This is a genomic window from Flavobacterium sp. KACC 22761, assembly GCF_034058155.1.
GTDB lineage: Bacteria > Bacteroidota > Bacteroidia > Flavobacteriales > Flavobacteriaceae > Flavobacterium.
This window is the reverse complement of record NZ_CP139148.1, coordinates 3,076,071-3,093,100: the sequence shown is the minus strand read 5'-3', so window position 1 is coordinate 3,093,100 and position 17,030 is coordinate 3,076,071. Positions and strand designations below refer to the sequence as shown.

General features: G+C 34.2%; 17 protein-coding genes. 11 read left to right on the top strand and 6 right to left on the bottom strand.

Annotated features, from left to right (window positions below; genetic code table 11):
• The first annotated feature begins 45 nt into the window (after positions 1 to 45).
• The 11 genes from SCB73_RS13405 to SCB73_RS13355 all read left to right on the top strand — a co-directional run bounded on the left by SCB73_RS13405 (position 46) and on the right by SCB73_RS13355 (position 10,009).
• Positions 46 to 1,050: a DHH family phosphoesterase gene (locus tag SCB73_RS13405; RefSeq protein ID WP_320566727.1), complete on the top strand. Its 1,005-nt coding sequence runs from the start codon at positions 46 to 48 to the stop codon at positions 1,048 to 1,050.
• A 6-nt stretch (positions 1,051 to 1,056) separates the two neighbouring features.
• Positions 1,057 to 1,746 (top strand): gliding motility-associated peptidyl-prolyl isomerase GldI, encoded by a 690-nt coding sequence (gldI, locus tag SCB73_RS13400; RefSeq protein WP_320566726.1) that lies wholly within the window; start codon positions 1,057 to 1,059, stop codon positions 1,744 to 1,746.
• A 15-nt stretch (positions 1,747 to 1,761) separates the two neighbouring features.
• On the top strand, positions 1,762 to 2,838 hold the full coding sequence (locus tag SCB73_RS13395) for a peptidylprolyl isomerase (protein ID WP_320566725.1): 1,077 nt from the start codon (positions 1,762 to 1,764) through the stop codon (positions 2,836 to 2,838).
• A 33-nt stretch (positions 2,839 to 2,871) separates the two neighbouring features.
• Positions 2,872 to 4,035 carry a peptidylprolyl isomerase gene (locus tag SCB73_RS13390; protein ID WP_320566724.1) on the top strand — a complete coding sequence of 388 codons (1,164 nt, stop codon included), beginning with the start codon at positions 2,872 to 2,874 and terminating at the stop codon, positions 4,033 to 4,035.
• A gap of 218 nt (positions 4,036 to 4,253) precedes the next feature.
• Positions 4,254 to 5,150 carry a DMT family transporter gene (locus SCB73_RS13385; protein ID WP_320566723.1) on the top strand — a complete coding sequence of 299 codons (897 nt, stop codon included), beginning with the start codon at positions 4,254 to 4,256 and terminating at the stop codon, positions 5,148 to 5,150.
• 87 nt (positions 5,151 to 5,237) lie between these two features.
• Entirely contained in the window at positions 5,238 to 5,594 is a 357-nt protein-coding gene (locus SCB73_RS13380) for a DoxX family protein (RefSeq protein ID WP_320566722.1), read from the top strand.
• A 33-nt stretch (positions 5,595 to 5,627) separates the two neighbouring features.
• Positions 5,628 to 6,335, top strand: coding sequence for an aquaporin Z (aqpZ, locus tag SCB73_RS13375; RefSeq protein WP_320566721.1), 708 nt, complete (start codon positions 5,628 to 5,630; stop codon positions 6,333 to 6,335).
• A gap of 44 nt (positions 6,336 to 6,379) precedes the next feature.
• The gene (locus SCB73_RS13370) at positions 6,380 to 6,622 is read left to right on the top strand and encodes a GlsB/YeaQ/YmgE family stress response membrane protein (protein WP_320566720.1); all 243 of its coding nucleotides are present in this window, start codon (positions 6,380 to 6,382) and stop codon (positions 6,620 to 6,622) included.
• Positions 6,623 to 6,821: 199 nt separating this feature from the next.
• On the top strand, positions 6,822 to 7,649 hold the full coding sequence (locus SCB73_RS13365; RefSeq protein WP_320566719.1) for a sterol desaturase family protein: 828 nt from the start codon (positions 6,822 to 6,824) through the stop codon (positions 7,647 to 7,649).
• Positions 7,650 to 7,771: 122 nt separating this feature from the next.
• Positions 7,772 to 8,050: a DUF2805 domain-containing protein gene (locus SCB73_RS13360; protein WP_115886476.1), complete on the top strand. Its 279-nt coding sequence runs from the start codon at positions 7,772 to 7,774 to the stop codon at positions 8,048 to 8,050.
• A 99-nt stretch (positions 8,051 to 8,149) separates the two neighbouring features.
• Positions 8,150 to 10,009 carry a M61 family metallopeptidase gene (locus SCB73_RS13355; protein ID WP_320566718.1) on the top strand — a complete coding sequence of 620 codons (1,860 nt, stop codon included), beginning with the start codon at positions 8,150 to 8,152 and terminating at the stop codon, positions 10,007 to 10,009.
• A gap of 329 nt (positions 10,010 to 10,338) precedes the next feature.
• Here the strand turns inward: SCB73_RS13355 and SCB73_RS13350 are convergent, their stop codons facing one another.
• The 6 genes from SCB73_RS13350 to SCB73_RS13325 all read right to left on the bottom strand — a co-directional run bounded on the left by SCB73_RS13350 (position 10,339) and on the right by SCB73_RS13325 (position 16,820).
• A complete protein-coding gene (locus tag SCB73_RS13350) occupies positions 10,339 to 10,782 on the bottom strand; it encodes a hypothetical protein (RefSeq protein WP_320566717.1) in 444 nt (147 codons plus the stop codon).
• A gap of 200 nt (positions 10,783 to 10,982) precedes the next feature.
• Positions 10,983 to 13,316 carry a GH92 family glycosyl hydrolase gene (locus tag SCB73_RS13345; protein ID WP_320566716.1) on the bottom strand — a complete coding sequence of 778 codons (2,334 nt, stop codon included), beginning with the start codon at positions 13,314 to 13,316 and terminating at the stop codon, positions 10,983 to 10,985.
• Positions 13,317 to 13,652: 336 nt separating this feature from the next.
• Complete coding sequence (locus SCB73_RS13340) at positions 13,653 to 14,261, bottom strand: GNAT family N-acetyltransferase (protein WP_320566715.1); 609 nt, start codon at positions 14,259 to 14,261, stop codon at positions 13,653 to 13,655.
• 359 nt (positions 14,262 to 14,620) lie between these two features.
• Positions 14,621 to 15,058 carry an IS200/IS605 family transposase gene (gene tnpA, locus SCB73_RS13335; protein WP_320566631.1) on the bottom strand — a complete coding sequence of 146 codons (438 nt, stop codon included), beginning with the start codon at positions 15,056 to 15,058 and terminating at the stop codon, positions 14,621 to 14,623.
• Between the two features lie 138 nt (positions 15,059 to 15,196).
• Complete coding sequence (locus SCB73_RS13330) at positions 15,197 to 15,553, bottom strand: hypothetical protein (RefSeq protein WP_320566714.1); 357 nt, start codon at positions 15,551 to 15,553, stop codon at positions 15,197 to 15,199.
• 88 nt (positions 15,554 to 15,641) lie between these two features.
• On the bottom strand, positions 15,642 to 16,820 hold the full coding sequence (locus SCB73_RS13325; RefSeq protein ID WP_320566713.1) for an AIR synthase related protein: 1,179 nt from the start codon (positions 16,818 to 16,820) through the stop codon (positions 15,642 to 15,644).
• Positions 16,821 to 17,030: the final 210 nt, after the last annotated feature.

Below are 17,030 nucleotides of genomic sequence, written 5' to 3'. Positions count from 1 at the left end.
AAAATGTTTTCAGCATTACATTAAAAAAATGTAAATTCGCACACTATGAAAATACAAGATATACAAGCGATACAATTGTTGCTTGCTGCCCCAAAGAAAATTGCAATAATTCCGCATAGAGGCCCAGATGGAGATGCCATGGGATCTACCTTGGCTTTATACCACTTTTTAATAAAAAACAATCATCAGGCAACAGTAATTGCGCCTAATGATTTTCCTGAATTTCTGGCTTGGCTTCCAGGTTCTGAAACTGTAAAAGTTTTTGAAAAAGATACTGAAAACTGCACCAAAATTTTAGAAGAAGCTGAGTTGATTTTCACACTTGATTTTAATGCATTTCATCGTACAGGCGAAATGGAGCATACTTTAGCAAAACTAACTGTTCCGTTTGTCATGATCGATCATCATCAAAAACCTGATGATTATGCGACTTATATGTATTCTGACACTGAATTCGGATCAACTTGTGAAATGGTTTACAACTTTATTTCTTTCTTAAACAAAAAAGAAGATATTGACAAAACCATCGCAACTTGCATTTATACCGGAATTTTGACCGATTCAGGTTCTTTTCGTTTTCCGGGAACAACAGGAAATACACACCGAATTATTGCTGAATTGATTGACCTTGGAGTTGAAAATACTCAAATTCCGGTTTTATTATTTGACAACAGCTCATACAGCCGTTTGCAATTATTAGGACGCGCGTTGCAGAATATGAAAGTTTTTGAAGAACACAAAACGTCATATACCTCGCTTACTCAAGACGAATTAGATTCATTTGATTATGTGAAAGGCGATACCGAAGGAATAGTAAATTATGGCCTAAGCATAAAAGGGATTGTTTTTACTGCTATTTTTATCGAAAATAAAGACGAGAAGATTATCAAAATATCGTTCCGCTCGCAAGGAGGTTTTGATGTAAACCAATTTGCCAGAGATCATTTCAACGGAGGAGGCCACAGCAATGCCGCCGGAGGAAAATCAGAATTATCAATGGAGAAAACTTTAGCTAAATTTGAAGATTTAGTATCTAAACTTACAATATAACTGAATATGAAATATTTAAAAATCAGTATCTATACGCTACTTTTTACTGTTTTGCTTTCCAGCTGTAAACAGCACGAAGAAGCCAGAAGGCCACTTTCAAGAGTGTCTGGGACTTTTATGAAAAAATCGGCTGACCGAAATAAAAAGTTGGTTGCCAATGAAGAAGAAGTCATCAAAAAAATCATAAAAAGCAATCCGAAAGTAAAATATTTCGCGACCAGAAAAGGATATTGGTTTTCCTATGACGAAAGAAATTTAAATGAAACGCAAACGCCTAAAAAAGGAGATATCGCTTATTTCAATTTGGAAATAAAAGATATCAAAGGCAATATAATTTACTCAGAAGCTGATCTTGGTCCTCAAACTTATTATGTTGACAAACAAGACATCATGATGGGATTGCGCGATGGTATCAAATATATGCACAAAAATGAAACGGTTACCTTTTTGTTCCCTTCACATATCGCTTACGGATATCATGGCGACAATAAAAAAATTGGCCCAAATGAATCGTTAATGTGTACCGTAACGCTTCGTAATTTTGTTCCTGATCCAACTGCTCCAAAAGTTGCTGCTCCTGCGGGACAAGCTGCTCCAATGGATGCTTCGGCTGGACAAACGCCAAAACCGACGACACCAAAGCCAGTTGCCGCAAAACCAGTCGCTCCCACTAAAAAAGATACAGTAAACCCATAAAAAAACATTTTAGAAATGAAAAAAAGTATTTTATTATTACTACTAGCCGTTACTTCTCTTTATTCATGCAAAGATGAACACAGTAATTTGCCTGATGGTTTATACGCCGATATTGAAACAAACAAAGGGCACATTATAGTTGAATTGGACTATAAAAAAGCACCAGTTACTGTAGCAAATTTTGTTACGCTTGCAGAAGGAAAAAATGAATTTGTTACTAAAGATTACAAAAAAGGAAAACCTTTTTATGACGGACTAAAATTCCATAGAGTTATTGAAAATTTCATGATTCAATCTGGAGATCCTGAAGGAACTGGTTCTGGAGATACTGGATATAAATTCAAAGACGAAATCACAGATTTGAAATTTGACAAAGCTGGAGTTTTGGCAATGGCCAACAACGGTCCTGGAACAAACAGTAGCCAATTTTTTATTACACATGTTGAAACGCCTTGGTTAGAAGGAAGACACACTATTTTTGGTCATGTAGTTGAAAAAGGACAAGAAGTAGTAAATCAAATAAAACAAGACGATACAATCGTTGCAATTACTATTATCAGAAATGGTGAAGCGGCAAAGAAATTTGATGCTGTAAAAGTATTCCATGATTATTTTTCAGAAATTGAAAAAGAAAAAAGCAAATATGCTGGCGTTCAAAAAGAAAAAGTAGCTTATTATGCTTCTATTAAACCTAAAGCTACTAAAACAAATTCAGGCTTAGAATTTGTTATTACAGAAAAAGGATCTGGCAAAAAACCAGCAATTGGATCTCAAATCTACATTCACTATGCAGGTTTCCTAGAAGATGGAACATTATTTGATTCAAGTATTGCCGATGTGAATAAAACATTTGGAAAATACGATGCTGCAAGAGCAGAACAAAACGGTTACCAACCAATTCCATTTCAAGCAGGTAAAAAAGACGGTTTGATTCCTGGATTTATCGAAGGAATTGAGCAACTTTCATTTGGAGACAAAGCGGTTCTTTTTATTCCGTCTCATTTGGCTTATGGCGCAACTGGAGCTGGAGGAGTAATTCCGCCAAATGCTAATATTATTTTCGAAATTCAATTGTTAGAAAAACCACAATAATAAATTAGTTCGCAGACTTAAATTTGAAACAAAATGAAATTTAAATTTCTATTATTATTCTGTTTGGCTTTAGTAAACCTACAAGCCCAAACAACAAAAAAAACGGTAGCAAAGCCAAAAGCGCCTCAATCAAAAGTCGCTCCAGCAAAACCAGCTGCAACAGCAAAACCAGCTGTTCCTGAAGACCCAAACAATGGTATTTTTGCAACAATTTCGACTTCAAAAGGCGATATTGTTGTTTCTTTAGAATATGTAAAAGCTCCAGTTACTGTGGCTAACTTTATTTCATTGGCAGAAGGAAACAATCCTAATGTAAAAGTGGAAAGATTAAAAGGAAAACCATTTTATGATGGTTTGAAATTCCATAGAGTAATTAACGATTTCATGATTCAAGGTGGAGATCCAGACGGAAATGGTACTGGCGGTCCCGGATATTCATTTAAAGATGAATTTACCGAAGAATTGAAATTTGACAAAGGCGGTATTCTTGCAATGGCAAATTCTGGCCCAGCAACTAACGGAAGCCAATTTTTCATTACACACAAAGACACGCCTTGGTTAAACGGAAAACATACTATTTTTGGCCATGTAGTTTCAGGAATGGACAATGTAAATAAAATTGTTCAAGACGATATCATGACAAAAATTACGATTTCACGCAAAGGAGATGCAGCTAAAAAATTTGACGCAGTAAAAGTTCTGGCAGATGACGTAAAAAAAGAAGAAGCTAAAAAGCTAGAAGCGCAAAAAGTAATTGCTCAAAAAGCGGCTTATTTTGCAGCAACAAAAGCTAAAGCAACTACAACAGCATCTGGTTTAAAATATGTAATTACTCAAAAAGGATCTGGTGTAAAAGGTGCTGAAGGATCAACAATTTATTTCCACTATGCTGGTTATTTTGAAGACGGAAATCTTTTTGACAGCAGTATAGCAGCTGTTGCTAAAGCATATGGAAAATATGATCCAAATAGAGATGCGGGTGGAGGATATAAAGCTTTTCCTTTTGCAGTTGGCAAAAAAGACGGAATGATTCCTGGATTTATTGAGGCATTAGATATGATGACAGATGGCGAAAAAGCAATTTTCTTCCTTCCTTCAAATTTAGCTTACGGAGAAAGAGGTGCCGGAGGTGTAATTCCGCCAAATGCAACCTTAATTTTCGAAATCGAAACTTATAAAAATCAGCCGGTTAAATAATTAACACGAAAGGTTTATAAAAATAGAAACCCTCAAAACGTTTGTTTTGAGGGTTTCTTCCTTTAAATCAAATTTTGATTTTCTGCAAAATATGTAATTTACAAATCTAAAACATCCTTAAAACAATATTAAAACTAACGTTTAACCATAATTTCTGTCAAATCACAAACAAAATAGCTTACCTTTGCCGGCCTTAATTTTTAAAAACAGAATTTCCAATGTCACAAAACAATGTATTAAAAGGAGTTTTTTTAGTTGCTTTAGGAGCTACAACTTACGGAATGTTAGCCACTTTTGTAAAAATGGCCTATTCTGAAGGATATACAACTGCCGAAGTAACCACTTCACAATTTGTTTTGGGAATAATTGGAATACTGATCATCAACACATTTCAGAAAATAAAAAATAAAGGAACTGCGGTTAAAGCTTCTTCTAAAAATATTGCCAGCTTAATGCTTGCCGGAACATCATTAGGAATGACAAGTTTGTTCTATTACTTAGCTGTAAAATACATTCCTGTTTCAATTGGAATTGTTTTATTAATGCAAACGGTCTGGATGGGAGTTTTGCTTGAAATGATTTTAGAAAAAAAATTGCCTTCAAAACAAAAAGTAATTGCTGTTTTTATTGTGCTAATTGGAACTGCTTTGGCTACAAATCTTATTCACGCCGATTTTAAACTCGATTGGAGAGGAATTGTTTGGGGACTTTTGGCGGCAGCATCTTTTACCACTACTATGTTTACTGCAAATCGTGTCGCTACTGAAATTTCTTCGGCACAACGAAGCCTTTATATGCTTTTAGGTGGAGCTGTCATTGTCTTTTCTTTTGCTTTTGCAACTCAAGTGGGCGCATTTAATTTGGCAATTTTCATGAAATGGGGAATTGTGTTGTCTTTATTTGGCACCATCATTCCTCCTATGCTTATGAATGCAGGTTTTCCACTAACCGGAATTGGTTTAGGAAGTATTGTTTCTGCACTTGAACTTCCTGTATCGGTAACAATGGCTTTTATTCTTTTAAACGAAAAAGTAATCTTTTTACAATGGATCGGAATTGCTTTAATCATTCTTGCCATAATTATTATGAATGTAAATTTCAAGGCAAAAAAGTAAACGATTTTACAAAGCTTTAAAAAAAAGCCTCTTGTAATGCAATAATTGTTAATTTTTTTATAAATTCGTGATATACAACAAGATATCATGAAACAACCTTGGCATTTATATTTAATGGCTTCTTTATATATACTTGCTGGTATCAATCATTTCAGGAAACCGGGAATGTATATTAAAATCATTCCTCCTTTTTTTAAAAAACCCAAATTAATAAATAATTTAAGTGGAATTGCCGAAATCATTCTAGGCATACTCCTATTGCTTTCTTTTACCAAAAATTTTGCCGCATGGGGAATTATTGCATTGCTAATTGCTGTATTTCCTGCGAATTTATACATGTACCAAAATAAAAAAGCAAGTTTTAGTTTACCAAAATGGATTTTATTTGTACGTTTGCCCTTACAAATTGTTTTGATTTTATGGGCGTACCAATATACCCTTTAACAATCGAATCTATTAATTTAAAATTATTTAATTATGAAAAAATTATTTGCAGAGTTTTTTGGAACTTTTTGGTTAGTTTTTGGAGGTTGCGGAAGCGCCATTTTTGCAGCAGGAATTCCTGATTTAGGAATCGGATTTGCTGGTGTTGCTTTAGCATTTGGTTTAACAGTTCTAACAATGGCGTATGCTGTTGGGCACATTTCTGGCGGACATTTTAATCCCGCAGTTTCATTTGGATTATGGGCCGGCGGAAGGTTTTCAGCTAAAGATCTTGTTCCGTACATCGTGGCACAATGTGTTGGAGCAATTGCAGCGGCAGGAACTTTGTACACAATTGCTTCCGGGAAAGCAGGTTTCGTAATTGACAATACTAAAGCTGGGGCATTTGCATCAAACGGTTTTGGAGCTTTTTCTCCTGATGGTTATTCTTTGCAAGCTTGTTTTATAGCTGAATTTGTATTGACTTTATTTTTCCTATTAGTGATTTTGGGCGCAACAGATAAATTCGCTAACGGAAGATTTGCTGGAATTGCAATTGGTTTAGCTTTGACTTTAATCCATTTAATTAGCATTCCAATCACAAATACTTCTGTAAATCCTGCAAGATCTTTATCTCAAGCCATTTTTGTTGGAGGTGAGCCATTATCTCAAGTTTGGTTATTTTGGGTGGCGCCAATTCTAGGTGCAATCGTAGCCGGATTTATCTATAAAAACTTGCTGCAAAATCAAGCTGAAGCCTAATTTTTGCTTCAATTAAAAACATTTACAAATCTAAAATTTAAAATATGGAATTTTTATATTTCTTGCTTATTGGTGCAATTTCAGGATGGCTTGCGGGCCAAATTTGGAAAGGCGCAGGTTTTGGCCTAATTGGCAATATTATCGTCGGAATTATTGGTGGTTTTGTTGGCGGATGGATCGCTGGAAAACTTGGTATTGGTGGTGGCGGACTACTTTGGCAAATATTGATTGCTGTGGGAGGTGCGTGGGTATTGCTTTTTATTATCAGCCTAATCAAAAAAGCGTAAAACTACAGTATAAATTAGTTGCCTAATATCCTATAAAAAGAGAAAAGTTCTTAATGAGCTTTTCTCTTTTTATGTTTTTCTTCAAAGCAATTCACAAAACACTAAAATCAATAAATCAGACTAAAAAACTCATATTTCATAAAATCACAATTGTTATTTCATCAATTTTATTACATTTGAAGAAATACATTGTCGAATTATGAATACTATAATTGATTATTTCAGTACAATTCCATCTTCACACCGAAGCTTAATTTTGATTGGAGGCATTACTATTTTTTGGTTGATTGAAAATACTTTTCCGCTTTTTCAAATGCAATACAAAAAATGGCATCATGCAGGAATCAATATTTTTTTTACGCTGACTACTATAATTGTCAATTTTGTTTTGGCATTTATTTTAATCAAAACCGCGGCTTGGACAACTGAAAATCATTTTGGAATTCTCGAATGGCTTCCCGAAATTCCAATTTGGCTTTACACGATAATCGGTTTGCTTTTACTAGATTTGATTGGCGCCTATTTAGCGCATTATGTCCAACATAAAGTAAAGTTCTTATGGCGTTTTCATTTGATTCATCATACCGATACTTGGATTGATACAACTTCGGCAAATAGACATCATCCTGGCGAAAGCGTAATTCGATTTATTTTTACCACTATGGGCGTTTTGATTGTTGGAAGCCCAATGTGGATGGTATTTCTGTATCAATCATTATCCGTAATAGGTTCTCAGTTTAATCATGCTAATATTTCGCTTCCTGAAAAGCTTGATGTTTTTCTGAGTTATTTTATTGTTTCGCCAAATATGCATAAGGTACATCATCATTATGTACTTCCTTATACTGATAGCAATTATGGAAATATTTTTTCCATTTGGGATCGTCTTTTTGGAACTTTTACAACTTTGCCAAAAGACCAGTTAATTTACGGAGTAGATACCCATATGAGCCCTGAGGAACACAACAAATTGGGAAATTTATTGCAAATACCCTTTCAAAAATCGAGATCGATAAAAAACAGTTAAAATCAGTAAAAAAAAATAGTTCGGCGAACCAAGTAATTATTTTTTTTATTAATATTGATATATAAAATGAAAATCAATCTATTATTAATCATTAACCTCTATTTTGAATTAATTTTCACGAGATGAAAAAGAGTAGCCGCAAAGAATTGAATTGGGAACAAACAGAAAGACTTGTTTCGTTAGCTTTAGAAGAAAAAAATCCATTTGAAATTATAAAAAAAGAATTTGGATTAGCAGAAAAGGAAGTTCTGGAAATCATGAAGAAGAAAATGCCTCTTGAAAAATTTGAGATGTGGAAAAAGAAGGCAATAGCAAATAAGCCAAAACCAAAACCAGTCAAAATTGATGACTTCGACGAAGACTTGGACGGAAAATATTACATAAAGAACAAACTAGACTAATAGAAAACTCCTGAAATTCAGGAGTTTTTTTTTATTTTTATATAAAATGTAACAATTTGATAATTTAGAAGTCAAATACACATAACTAAACGCGAACAAATGAGAAAAATAATTTACACCTTAGCTCTTGCTGTAACATTTTGGAGCTGTAAAACGGGAAGCACATCTGGAGATGCAAAAAGCAAAACTGTTGATGTCAACATTAATCTTGTAGATGTTAAAGACGACAAAGTCTTGGTAACTGTAACACCTCCGGCAATTAAAACGGATGAAGTAATTTACAGTATCCCAAAAACAGTTCCTGGAACTTATTCAACAGATAATTATGGTAAATATTCTGATGGTTTTAAAGCTTTTGATGCCAAAGGAAATGAGCTGACTGTAAAAAGAATTGACGATAATTCTTGGTCAATTTCGAATGCAAAATCACTTAAAAAAATCACTTATTTAGTTGGAGATACTTTCGATACTGAAAAAGGAACTGGATTTGGAAATGACGATGTGTTTTCGCCAGCCGGAACAAACATTAATGCAGGTGTCAACTTTATGGTCAACACGCATGGTTTTGTAGGTTATTTTCAAGACAAGTTAGATGTTCCTTACAAAGTTACCATCACGCATCCTGAAACACTTTGGGGAGCAACTTCAATGACTGATACAGACGACAGCAAGACAAGCGACGTTTTTACAACGCCTCGTTATGCCGTTTTAGTTGAAAATCCAATTATGTATTCTAAACCAGATTACACTACTTTCAATGTAAACGGAATGGATATCTTGATTGCCGTTTATTCTCCAACTGGAAAATTTACTGCTGAAAGCATTACGCCAGAAATGAAAACCATGATGACGGCGCAGAAAAACTTTTTAGGAAAAATCAATTCGACTAAAAAATATACCGTTTTATTATACTTATCAAGTCTTGCAAAAGATGATGCACATGGTTTTGGTGCTTTGGAACATCCAACAGCAACAACAGTTGTTTTACCAGAATCTATGCCGAAGGAAAAACTGGTAGAATCAATGAAAGATGTGGTTTCGCATGAGTTTTTCCATATTGTAACGCCATTGACGATTCACTCAAAGGAAATCCAGTATTTTGATTATAATGCGCCAAAAATGTCTGAGCATTTATGGATGTACGAAGGTGTAACGGAATATTTTGCAAACCTTTTCCAAATCAACCAAGGTTTGATCGATGAAGCAGAATTTTATACTAGAATTGCCGATAAAATCGAACAAGCAAAAGGTCTAAATGATACAATGTCATTCACGGTAATGAGTAAAAATGTATTGGAACAGCCTTATAAAGATCAATATTTGAATGTATATCAAAAAGGCGCATTAATTGGAATGTGTATCGATATCATCATTAGAGAAAAAAGCAACGGAGAAAGAGGAATTCTTGATTTAATGCATAAATTATCAAACGAATATGGCATTGAAAAACCATTTAACGATGATGAGCTTTTTGCTAAAATCACACAATTGACTTATCCTGAAGTTGGTGAATTCTTAAACAAATATGTAGCAGGAACTACACCAATTCCTTACGATTTTTACTTAGCTAAAGTTGGTGTTACAAAAGCAAATGAGAAAAAAGCAGGGCCAGTATTCTTGAAAGGACAAACGCCTTATATTACTGTTGATAAACAAACGAAAGAAATTGCTGTCCGTTCTGATATTGAACCAAATGAGTTTTTCAAAAATCTTAATTTAAAAGGTGGCGATATTTTGGTTTCTATAAACGATAAACCTTATTCACTTGCTAATATTTATGATTTAATTGGAGAAAGTGAAAATTGGAAAGAAAATGATCCAATTACTGTAAAAATTAAACGTGCGGGCAAAGAAGAAACTATAAAAGGCACTGTTAAATTGCCATATGAAGAATCTGAAACTTTTAAAGCTACTGATGCTTCAAAAGAGAAACTTAAAAATGCATGGTTGAAAGGATAATTCCTTTTAAGACAAATAAAAAAACCGACGAGTGATTGTCGGTTTTTTTTATGCTTTGTCATTCTGAGGGACGACGGATCAAACACGTAAATCGACAAAGATTGTCCGGATATACTTCGCGGAGCTTCTGTTATAATCCTTCATTCGAAATGACGTTTTTTTGAATTGCGTCCAGCTTTAGCTGGATGAATAAATTATAGTCACTGAAAGGGATTTAGCCAAACCATACTATTTGGCTAAAGCTTTTACTTCTCTTTATTTGTAACCTCCAGCTAAAGCTGGAGGCAATTCAAATTTTACTTCTCCTGTCAAAGACTATCTTTATGAAACTATTTCTTCACAGGAAATTTCCAGTCAAACTCATCTTTATCATTGATGATTGCTCCTATTTCGAATTTCACTACTTCATCAAATTCGGTTTGAAGAATAAACCAATTGTCTTCATTAAAGTAATTTTCAAAAGTATCGAAAGTCTCTTGATTAAATTTCGTGATTCCTTTTGTTGCTAAATCTTTCTTCACCTCAGCAATTTTTCTTCCGATTAATTTAAATCCAAAAACTTCTAAATCATTGCTCGATGCAACTGCATAACCAAATTTAAAATCTTCTTCTTGATAAAAAGTCAATCTGATTTTATGTGCATTGTACACAAAAATCACATTTTCATCTTCGTCTTTATAGTTTTTATCAGGTTTACCTAAAACAGCCGTTACATCGTTCTGTTTCATTCCAAAAAGCAATTTGTCAATTCCTGATTTTAGATTTATTTTCATATTTTGTTTTCTTTATTTGAAATGCAAATTTCGTGAAGTTTTTTGTTGTTTCGCCACGAATTACGCAAATTTTCTCGAATTTTAATATTGTGACAACTCGTCGATTTACCCTTTCTGTCAGGCTGAGCGAAGTCGAAGCCCTTTTCCTCAACAAAAACCCTTCGACTTCACTCAGGGTGACATTTGCGAGCAGACTAATTTTAATTTTGATAATTCTTCTTATTCGGCTTGTTGCTCATATAAAAAGTAATTTTTCCTCCATTCATAACATCAGCATGCTTTAAAAATGGTTTATCCAATTCTTTCCCATTCAATAAAACTTTACTAACAAATACATTTTTATCAGATTGATTTACGGTTTCAACTTCGAAATTTTTTCCGTTTTCTAAATTGAAAACTGCATTTTTTACTAATGGACTTCCTAATGCATATTCGTCTGAACCTGGCGCAACAGGATAAAAACCTAAACTGCTAAAAATATACCAAGCGCTCATTTGTCCAAAATCATCATTTCCTCCTAAACCATCAGCTCCATTTCGATACATTTTTTTCAAAATCATTCTGATTTTGTCTTGTGCTTTCCAAGGCGAATTTGTCCAATTGTATAAATACACAACATGGTGCGAAGGCTCATTTCCATGTACATAATTTCCAATAATTCCGTCTCTTGTGATATCTTCGGTATTTTCGAAATATTTATCAGGCAAATGCATATTGAATAATGAATCCAAACGAACGCCAAATTTGTCGTTTCCGCCCATCAACTTAATCATTGCAGCAGGATCTTGCGGCACATATAAACTGTAATTCCATGAATTTCCTTCAATAAAACCTTGCCCGTGCGTATCTAGTGGGTCAAATTCTTTTTTGAAAGTTCCGTCAATTAATTTTGGACGCATGAATCCTGTTTTTTCATCATAAACATTTTTATAATTCTTCGATCTTTCAATGAATTCATTATATATGTCGGTCTTTCCTAATTTCTTCGCTGCTTGAGCAATTGTCCAATCATCATAAGCATATTCTAATGTTTTTGAAACCGAAGAACCATTTTTATCTTCAGGAACATAACCCATTTTCATATAATATTCCAATCCGTCATAATAAGGAACTTTTGCGGTATTCACGCATGCCTGAAGCGCTTTTTCGGCATCAAAACTTATATTTCCTTTTACAATTGCATCGGCAACCACAGAAACCGAATGATAACCAATCATGCACCAATTTTCATTAGCATAATGTGACCAAATCGGAAGCATTTTGTGTACACTTTGATCGGAATGCGCCAACATTGAACATACCATATCAGCATTTCGAGTTGGCTGAATGATATTAAAAAAAGGATGCAAAGCTCTGTATGTATCCCACAAAGAATAACTGGTATAGTTTTTAAAATTTTCAGCTTTATGAACGTTCATATCCAAGCCCTTATAATTTCTGTCAAGATCCATATATTCTGTTGGACCTAAAAAAGCATGATACATCGCAGTGTAGAAATTCACATAATCTTCTTTTTGAATAGTCTCAATCTGAATTTTGTTTAATTCATTGTTCCAAATTTCCTGGCTTTGCTTTTTTACTTTTTCGAAATCCCAACCTGGAACTTCTTTTTTCATGTTTTCCAATGCCCCAGCTGAACTTACAGGCGACAATGCCATTTTAATTTTGATTTTTTCACCTTCGGCAGTATCAAAATCAAAGAACAATTTTAAATTTTGTCCTGCCATTTCTGGGAAGTTTTTTGTTTGATCAAATCTTCCCCAAAAACCTCGGTAAACACTTTTTTCTTGAGCCGCTTGTCCGTAACTTTTGATTGGTTTGCTGAAAGACATCGCAAAATAAACGGTTCTGGTTCTCGCCCAGCCGTTTGTCTGGCGATAACCTGTAATTAAAGTATCATTTTCTACACGAACAAATGTCCAAACATTCTTTTTGTCATAATTATAAATTCCCGAAGTCAAATCTAAAATGATATGTGCATCATTTGCCTTTGGAAAAGTATATTGATGCATGCCTACTCTGGTTGTTGCTGTCAATTCGGCTTTGATTTTATGATCCTCTAAAAAAACGCTGTAATAGGCTGGTTCTGCTTTTTCTGTCGTATGAGAAAATGCAGATCGATAACCTGATAAAGGTTTTGAAGCTACTCCTGGATTCAATTGCAGTTTTCCCGTTGTTGGCATTATCAAAAAATCACCTAAATCGGAATGTCCGGTTCCGCTAAAATGTGTGTGGCTAAAGCCCACAATTGTTTTGTCTTCGTATTGGTATCCAGCACAATATTTATATACTTCACCATTATATTTCCCATTTAAGCCATATGCAATTGTATCAGTTTCTGGACTCAGCTGAACACTTCCAAAAGGCACTGTGGCACCAGGATACGTATGTCCCATTTTGGCAGTACCAATCATTGGATCAACATATTGAATTAGATTTCGTTTTTCAGTAGTCTTTTTTTGTGCCGCTGCACTAAATGCAAACATCAAAAATGAAAATCCAAAAAGAAGGCTTTTGCAGTGTATTCTATTCATTGGGTATTTTTTAAAACATTACATTTTTTTCCAAAAATAATAAAGAAGTTTCTAAAACGATTTACCTGATTTTTAGTTCAGAAAAATACAACAAAAAATGCTTTTAAAAAAAATAAATTTTAGCGCAATGTAAACCGGACTGAAGTCCGGCCCTACAATATGAATCGAGCCTAACGGCTCTTTACAATGATTCTGTTCATTTTTTTTATTCTATGAAAAAATGCGATCGATTGAAAAAACATATACAATCAAAAAAAGTTCCGAAGGAACGTTTTATATTGTAGGGCCGGACTTCAGTCCGGTTTAAAAATAGTTAGAGCCATTGGCTCTTTTTTATTAAAGCTTTCGCTTTAAATTTTCTTTTACCTCATCAAACCATTCGTTTTTGAGGATGCTTAAAACAATAGAATCACGACGAACACTGCTGTCTCTTGTTGGCATATTGCTTCTCAAAACGCCTTCAACTTTACAACCAATGCTTTTCATTGCAGCAATACTGCGCTCATTGTTATTGTCGGCACGAAGTTCCACACGTTCCATCCCTAAGGTTTCAAAGGCAAATTGGAACAAAAGAAATTTACAGTGTTTGTTTAGTCCGGTACCCCTAAATGCCGATCCGTACCAAGTGTAACCTAATTGTAAGGTTTGAAATTCAAGATTAATGTCGTAAAATCGCGTAGAACCTGCGTATTTTTGAGTTTTTTTGTCGAAAACGATAAATGGAAATTCTTTTTTGGCGTCTCTTGCTTTTATCGCCAATTGAATGTAATTGATCAAATTTTCTTTTCCTTCGGCACCAACTAAAGAATATTTCCAAGTTTCTGGCTCGTTGATTGAAATTTCTAATAGATTTTCGACATCTGATTCTTGAAGCGGACGCAATAAAACGAAATCATCTTCTAAAATTATATGGTCTGAGAAACTGAAATTTGATATTTTACTCATAATTCATTTTTCGTTATTAAATTATTTTCGTTTATAAATATAAAGTCCCTACGGGACAAATAAAAATCGTCAATCATTTTTTTTCTACCAATATGTAATCTCTACGAGATATTTATTCTAATTTATGTACTCTGTTACAAGCAAAATATTGGTAGTCTATCATTATAAAGTCCTGACGGGACAAATAAAAAACGCAAACCATTTTTCTACCAATATGTAATCGCAACGAAATATTTACTATAATTTATGTACTCCGTTAGGAGTAAAATATTGGTAAAAAACAAATCCCAAACTAAACCACTCTGCACTGAAAGTGCAGAGGTTTGTTTGACGAGGGACTGAAAGTCCCTTTTTCTATTTCATTCAAGAATGAAATTTGAATCATCATCATTATCTTTCCTTCTATGATGCTCCAGATATTCATTTACCATTTCATCAGTTATATTTCCTGTACTCCAAACTCCATAACCACTTGCCCAAAAATGTTGTCCCCAGTAACGTGCGTGAAGTTCTGGAAACTCCATTTGCAATTTCCTTGAAGTACGACCTTTGAAACTTTTTAAAATTGAACTTACATTTTGCTTTGGCGCATACTCAATATGCATGTGAACGTGATCTGCGCTCACAACTCCTTTCAAAATTTCTATCCCTTCCGCTTCGCATATTTGTATCAAAAGTTCACGACAGCGCTTTTGGATATCACCTTTCAAAACCTTAAACCTATATTTCGTAACCCAAACAACATGACATGTTAATCTGCTTACTGTGTGCGAACCTTTTCTTAATTCTGTAGCCATAAATTAAAGATAAAGATTTTTTCGCATTACTAAAGTACTGCAATAAATTGCAGGGTTTTTAACCCAAATCTGAGACCAATAAAAAAAGTCCCATAGGGACTTAACTTATATACTATAATTTACAAAAATCTGAAAAAATTATTCGCTCATTTCATCGTAACGTTCTGGAACTTGCGGATCGTAAAGCGGGCATTTGAATTCTTCCATTATCGAAACCAATTGGTTCATCGTTTTACCTTCGGTTCCATAACAATCAATTTTAACGCTTTGCGGTGTTGTAATCACTTGAAAAGCACCTCTTCCTGCATTATTTTTCCAACTGTTTTCATCAACTCTTTCCCATTTCGAAAACACTGAATTGATTCTGTTAACGATTACATCAATTTGAAGAACAGCCAGACCTTCTACTTCTTCTTTTTCTACAAGAGCTTCATAAACTTCTTGATTATTAAGGTAGATTTCGTCTAGATATCTCCAAAAAAGTAATTCGTACATAATACAGTGTTTTATTTATTGTAGAGGCGCACTGCAGTGCGTCTTTCGTCATGTTAGACGCACTGCGGTGCGCCTCTACGCAAAAAAATTAATATTCGAATGTTCCGTATTCGCTTGTAATGGTCAGCTTTTTATCATTTGAAGCTTCTACTCTACCAACGATTTGTGCATCGACATTGAATGATTTCGAAATCTCGATAATATCTTGTGCAATACTTTCTGGAACGTAAAGCTCCATTCTGTGTCCACAGTTGAAAACTTGATACATTTCTTTCCAATCTGTTTTTGATTGTTCTTGGATTAACTTGAACAATGGCGGAACTGGAAATAAATTATCTTTTATGATGTGTAAATCTTTTACGAAATGTAAAATTTTAGTTTGTGCACCACCGCTGCAGTGTACCATTCCGTGAATATCTTTTGGAGTATATTTATCTAAAATTTTCTTGATGATTGGCGCATAAGTTCTTGTTGGCGAAAGCACTAATTGTCCAGCGTTGATTGGGCTATTTTCTACTTCATCAGTCAAATTAACTTGTCCTGAGTAAATCAATTCTTCTGGAACTGCCGCATCGTAGCTTTCTGGATATTTTTTTGCCAAATATTTTCCGAATACATCATGACGAGCAGAAGTAAGTCCGTTGCTCCCCATTCCGCCGTTATAGCCTTTTTCGTAAGTTGCCTGACCAAAAGAAGCCAAACCAACAATTACATCGCCAGCTTGAATATTTGCATTATCCACAACGTCACTGCGTTTCATTCTTGCAGTCACTGTAGAGTCAACAATAATGGTACGAACAACATCACCAACATCAGCAGTTTCACCGCCTGTTGAATGAATGGTTACACCAAAAGATTTTAATTCGTTAATTAATTCTTCTGTTCCGTTGATGATGGCAGAAATAACTTCGGCAGGAATTAAATTTTTATTTCTTCCAATTGTAGAAGAAAGCAAAATATTATCTGTTGCTCCAACACATAATAAATCGTCAATATTCATGATCAACGCATCTTGAGCAATTCCTTTCCAAACTGAAAGATCTCCAGTTTCTTTCCAATACATATATGCTAATGACGATTTTGTACCGGCGCCGTCAGCATGCATAATCAAGCAATGTTCTGAATCTTGGGTAAGATAATCTGGAACAATTTTGCAGAATGCCTGCGGAAATAAACCTTTATCAATATTTTTTATGGCGTTGTGTACGTCTTCTTTTGATGCCGAAACACCTCTTTGTGCGTACCTTTTGCTAGAATCTGAACTCATGAAACTTAGTTTGTGTTGATGTGCTGCAAAGATAATCCCTTTTTTTAATTCTTTGACCTATTCGATTATTTGATTCTAAAAAAAATGCCACGAATTACACAAATTTTCACAAATTTTTATTCTTTCTATAAAATCATCTTCATCTTAAGATTTTTGATAAAATTAATTTGCGTCAATTCGCATAATTCGTGGCAAAAACTATATGCGAAA

Excerpts from the sequence above, each read along its gene's own strand:
- SCB73_RS13340 (WP_320566715.1), bottom strand. The coding sequence starts at position 14,261 with ATGAGTAAAATATCAAATTTCAGTTTCTCAGACCATATAATTTTAGAA.
- SCB73_RS13365 (WP_320566719.1), top strand. The coding sequence starts at position 6,822 with ATGAATACTATAATTGATTATTTCAGTACAATTCCATCTTCACACCGA.
- SCB73_RS13370 (WP_320566720.1), top strand. The coding sequence starts at position 6,380 with ATGGAATTTTTATATTTCTTGCTTATTGGTGCAATTTCAGGATGGCTT.
- tnpA (WP_320566631.1), bottom strand. The coding sequence starts at position 15,058 with ATGGCTACAGAATTAAGAAAAGGTTCGCACACAGTAAGCAGATTAACA.
- SCB73_RS13355 (WP_320566718.1), top strand. The coding sequence starts at position 8,150 with ATGAGAAAAATAATTTACACCTTAGCTCTTGCTGTAACATTTTGGAGC.
- SCB73_RS13405 (WP_320566727.1), top strand. The coding sequence starts at position 46 with ATGAAAATACAAGATATACAAGCGATACAATTGTTGCTTGCTGCCCCA.
- gldI (WP_320566726.1), top strand. The coding sequence starts at position 1,057 with ATGAAATATTTAAAAATCAGTATCTATACGCTACTTTTTACTGTTTTG.
- SCB73_RS13380 (WP_320566722.1), top strand. The coding sequence starts at position 5,238 with ATGAAACAACCTTGGCATTTATATTTAATGGCTTCTTTATATATACTT.
- SCB73_RS13385 (WP_320566723.1), top strand. The coding sequence starts at position 4,254 with ATGTCACAAAACAATGTATTAAAAGGAGTTTTTTTAGTTGCTTTAGGA.
- SCB73_RS13330 (WP_320566714.1), bottom strand. The coding sequence starts at position 15,553 with ATGTACGAATTACTTTTTTGGAGATATCTAGACGAAATCTACCTTAAT.
- aqpZ (WP_320566721.1), top strand. The coding sequence starts at position 5,628 with ATGAAAAAATTATTTGCAGAGTTTTTTGGAACTTTTTGGTTAGTTTTT.
- SCB73_RS13350 (WP_320566717.1), bottom strand. The coding sequence starts at position 10,782 with ATGAAAATAAATCTAAAATCAGGAATTGACAAATTGCTTTTTGGAATG.
- SCB73_RS13395 (WP_320566725.1), top strand. The coding sequence starts at position 1,762 with ATGAAAAAAAGTATTTTATTATTACTACTAGCCGTTACTTCTCTTTAT.
- SCB73_RS13345 (WP_320566716.1), bottom strand. The coding sequence starts at position 13,316 with ATGAATAGAATACACTGCAAAAGCCTTCTTTTTGGATTTTCATTTTTG.
- SCB73_RS13325 (WP_320566713.1), bottom strand. The coding sequence starts at position 16,820 with ATGAGTTCAGATTCTAGCAAAAGGTACGCACAAAGAGGTGTTTCGGCA.
- SCB73_RS13360 (WP_115886476.1), top strand. The coding sequence starts at position 7,772 with ATGAAAAAGAGTAGCCGCAAAGAATTGAATTGGGAACAAACAGAAAGA.
- SCB73_RS13390 (WP_320566724.1), top strand. The coding sequence starts at position 2,872 with ATGAAATTTAAATTTCTATTATTATTCTGTTTGGCTTTAGTAAACCTA.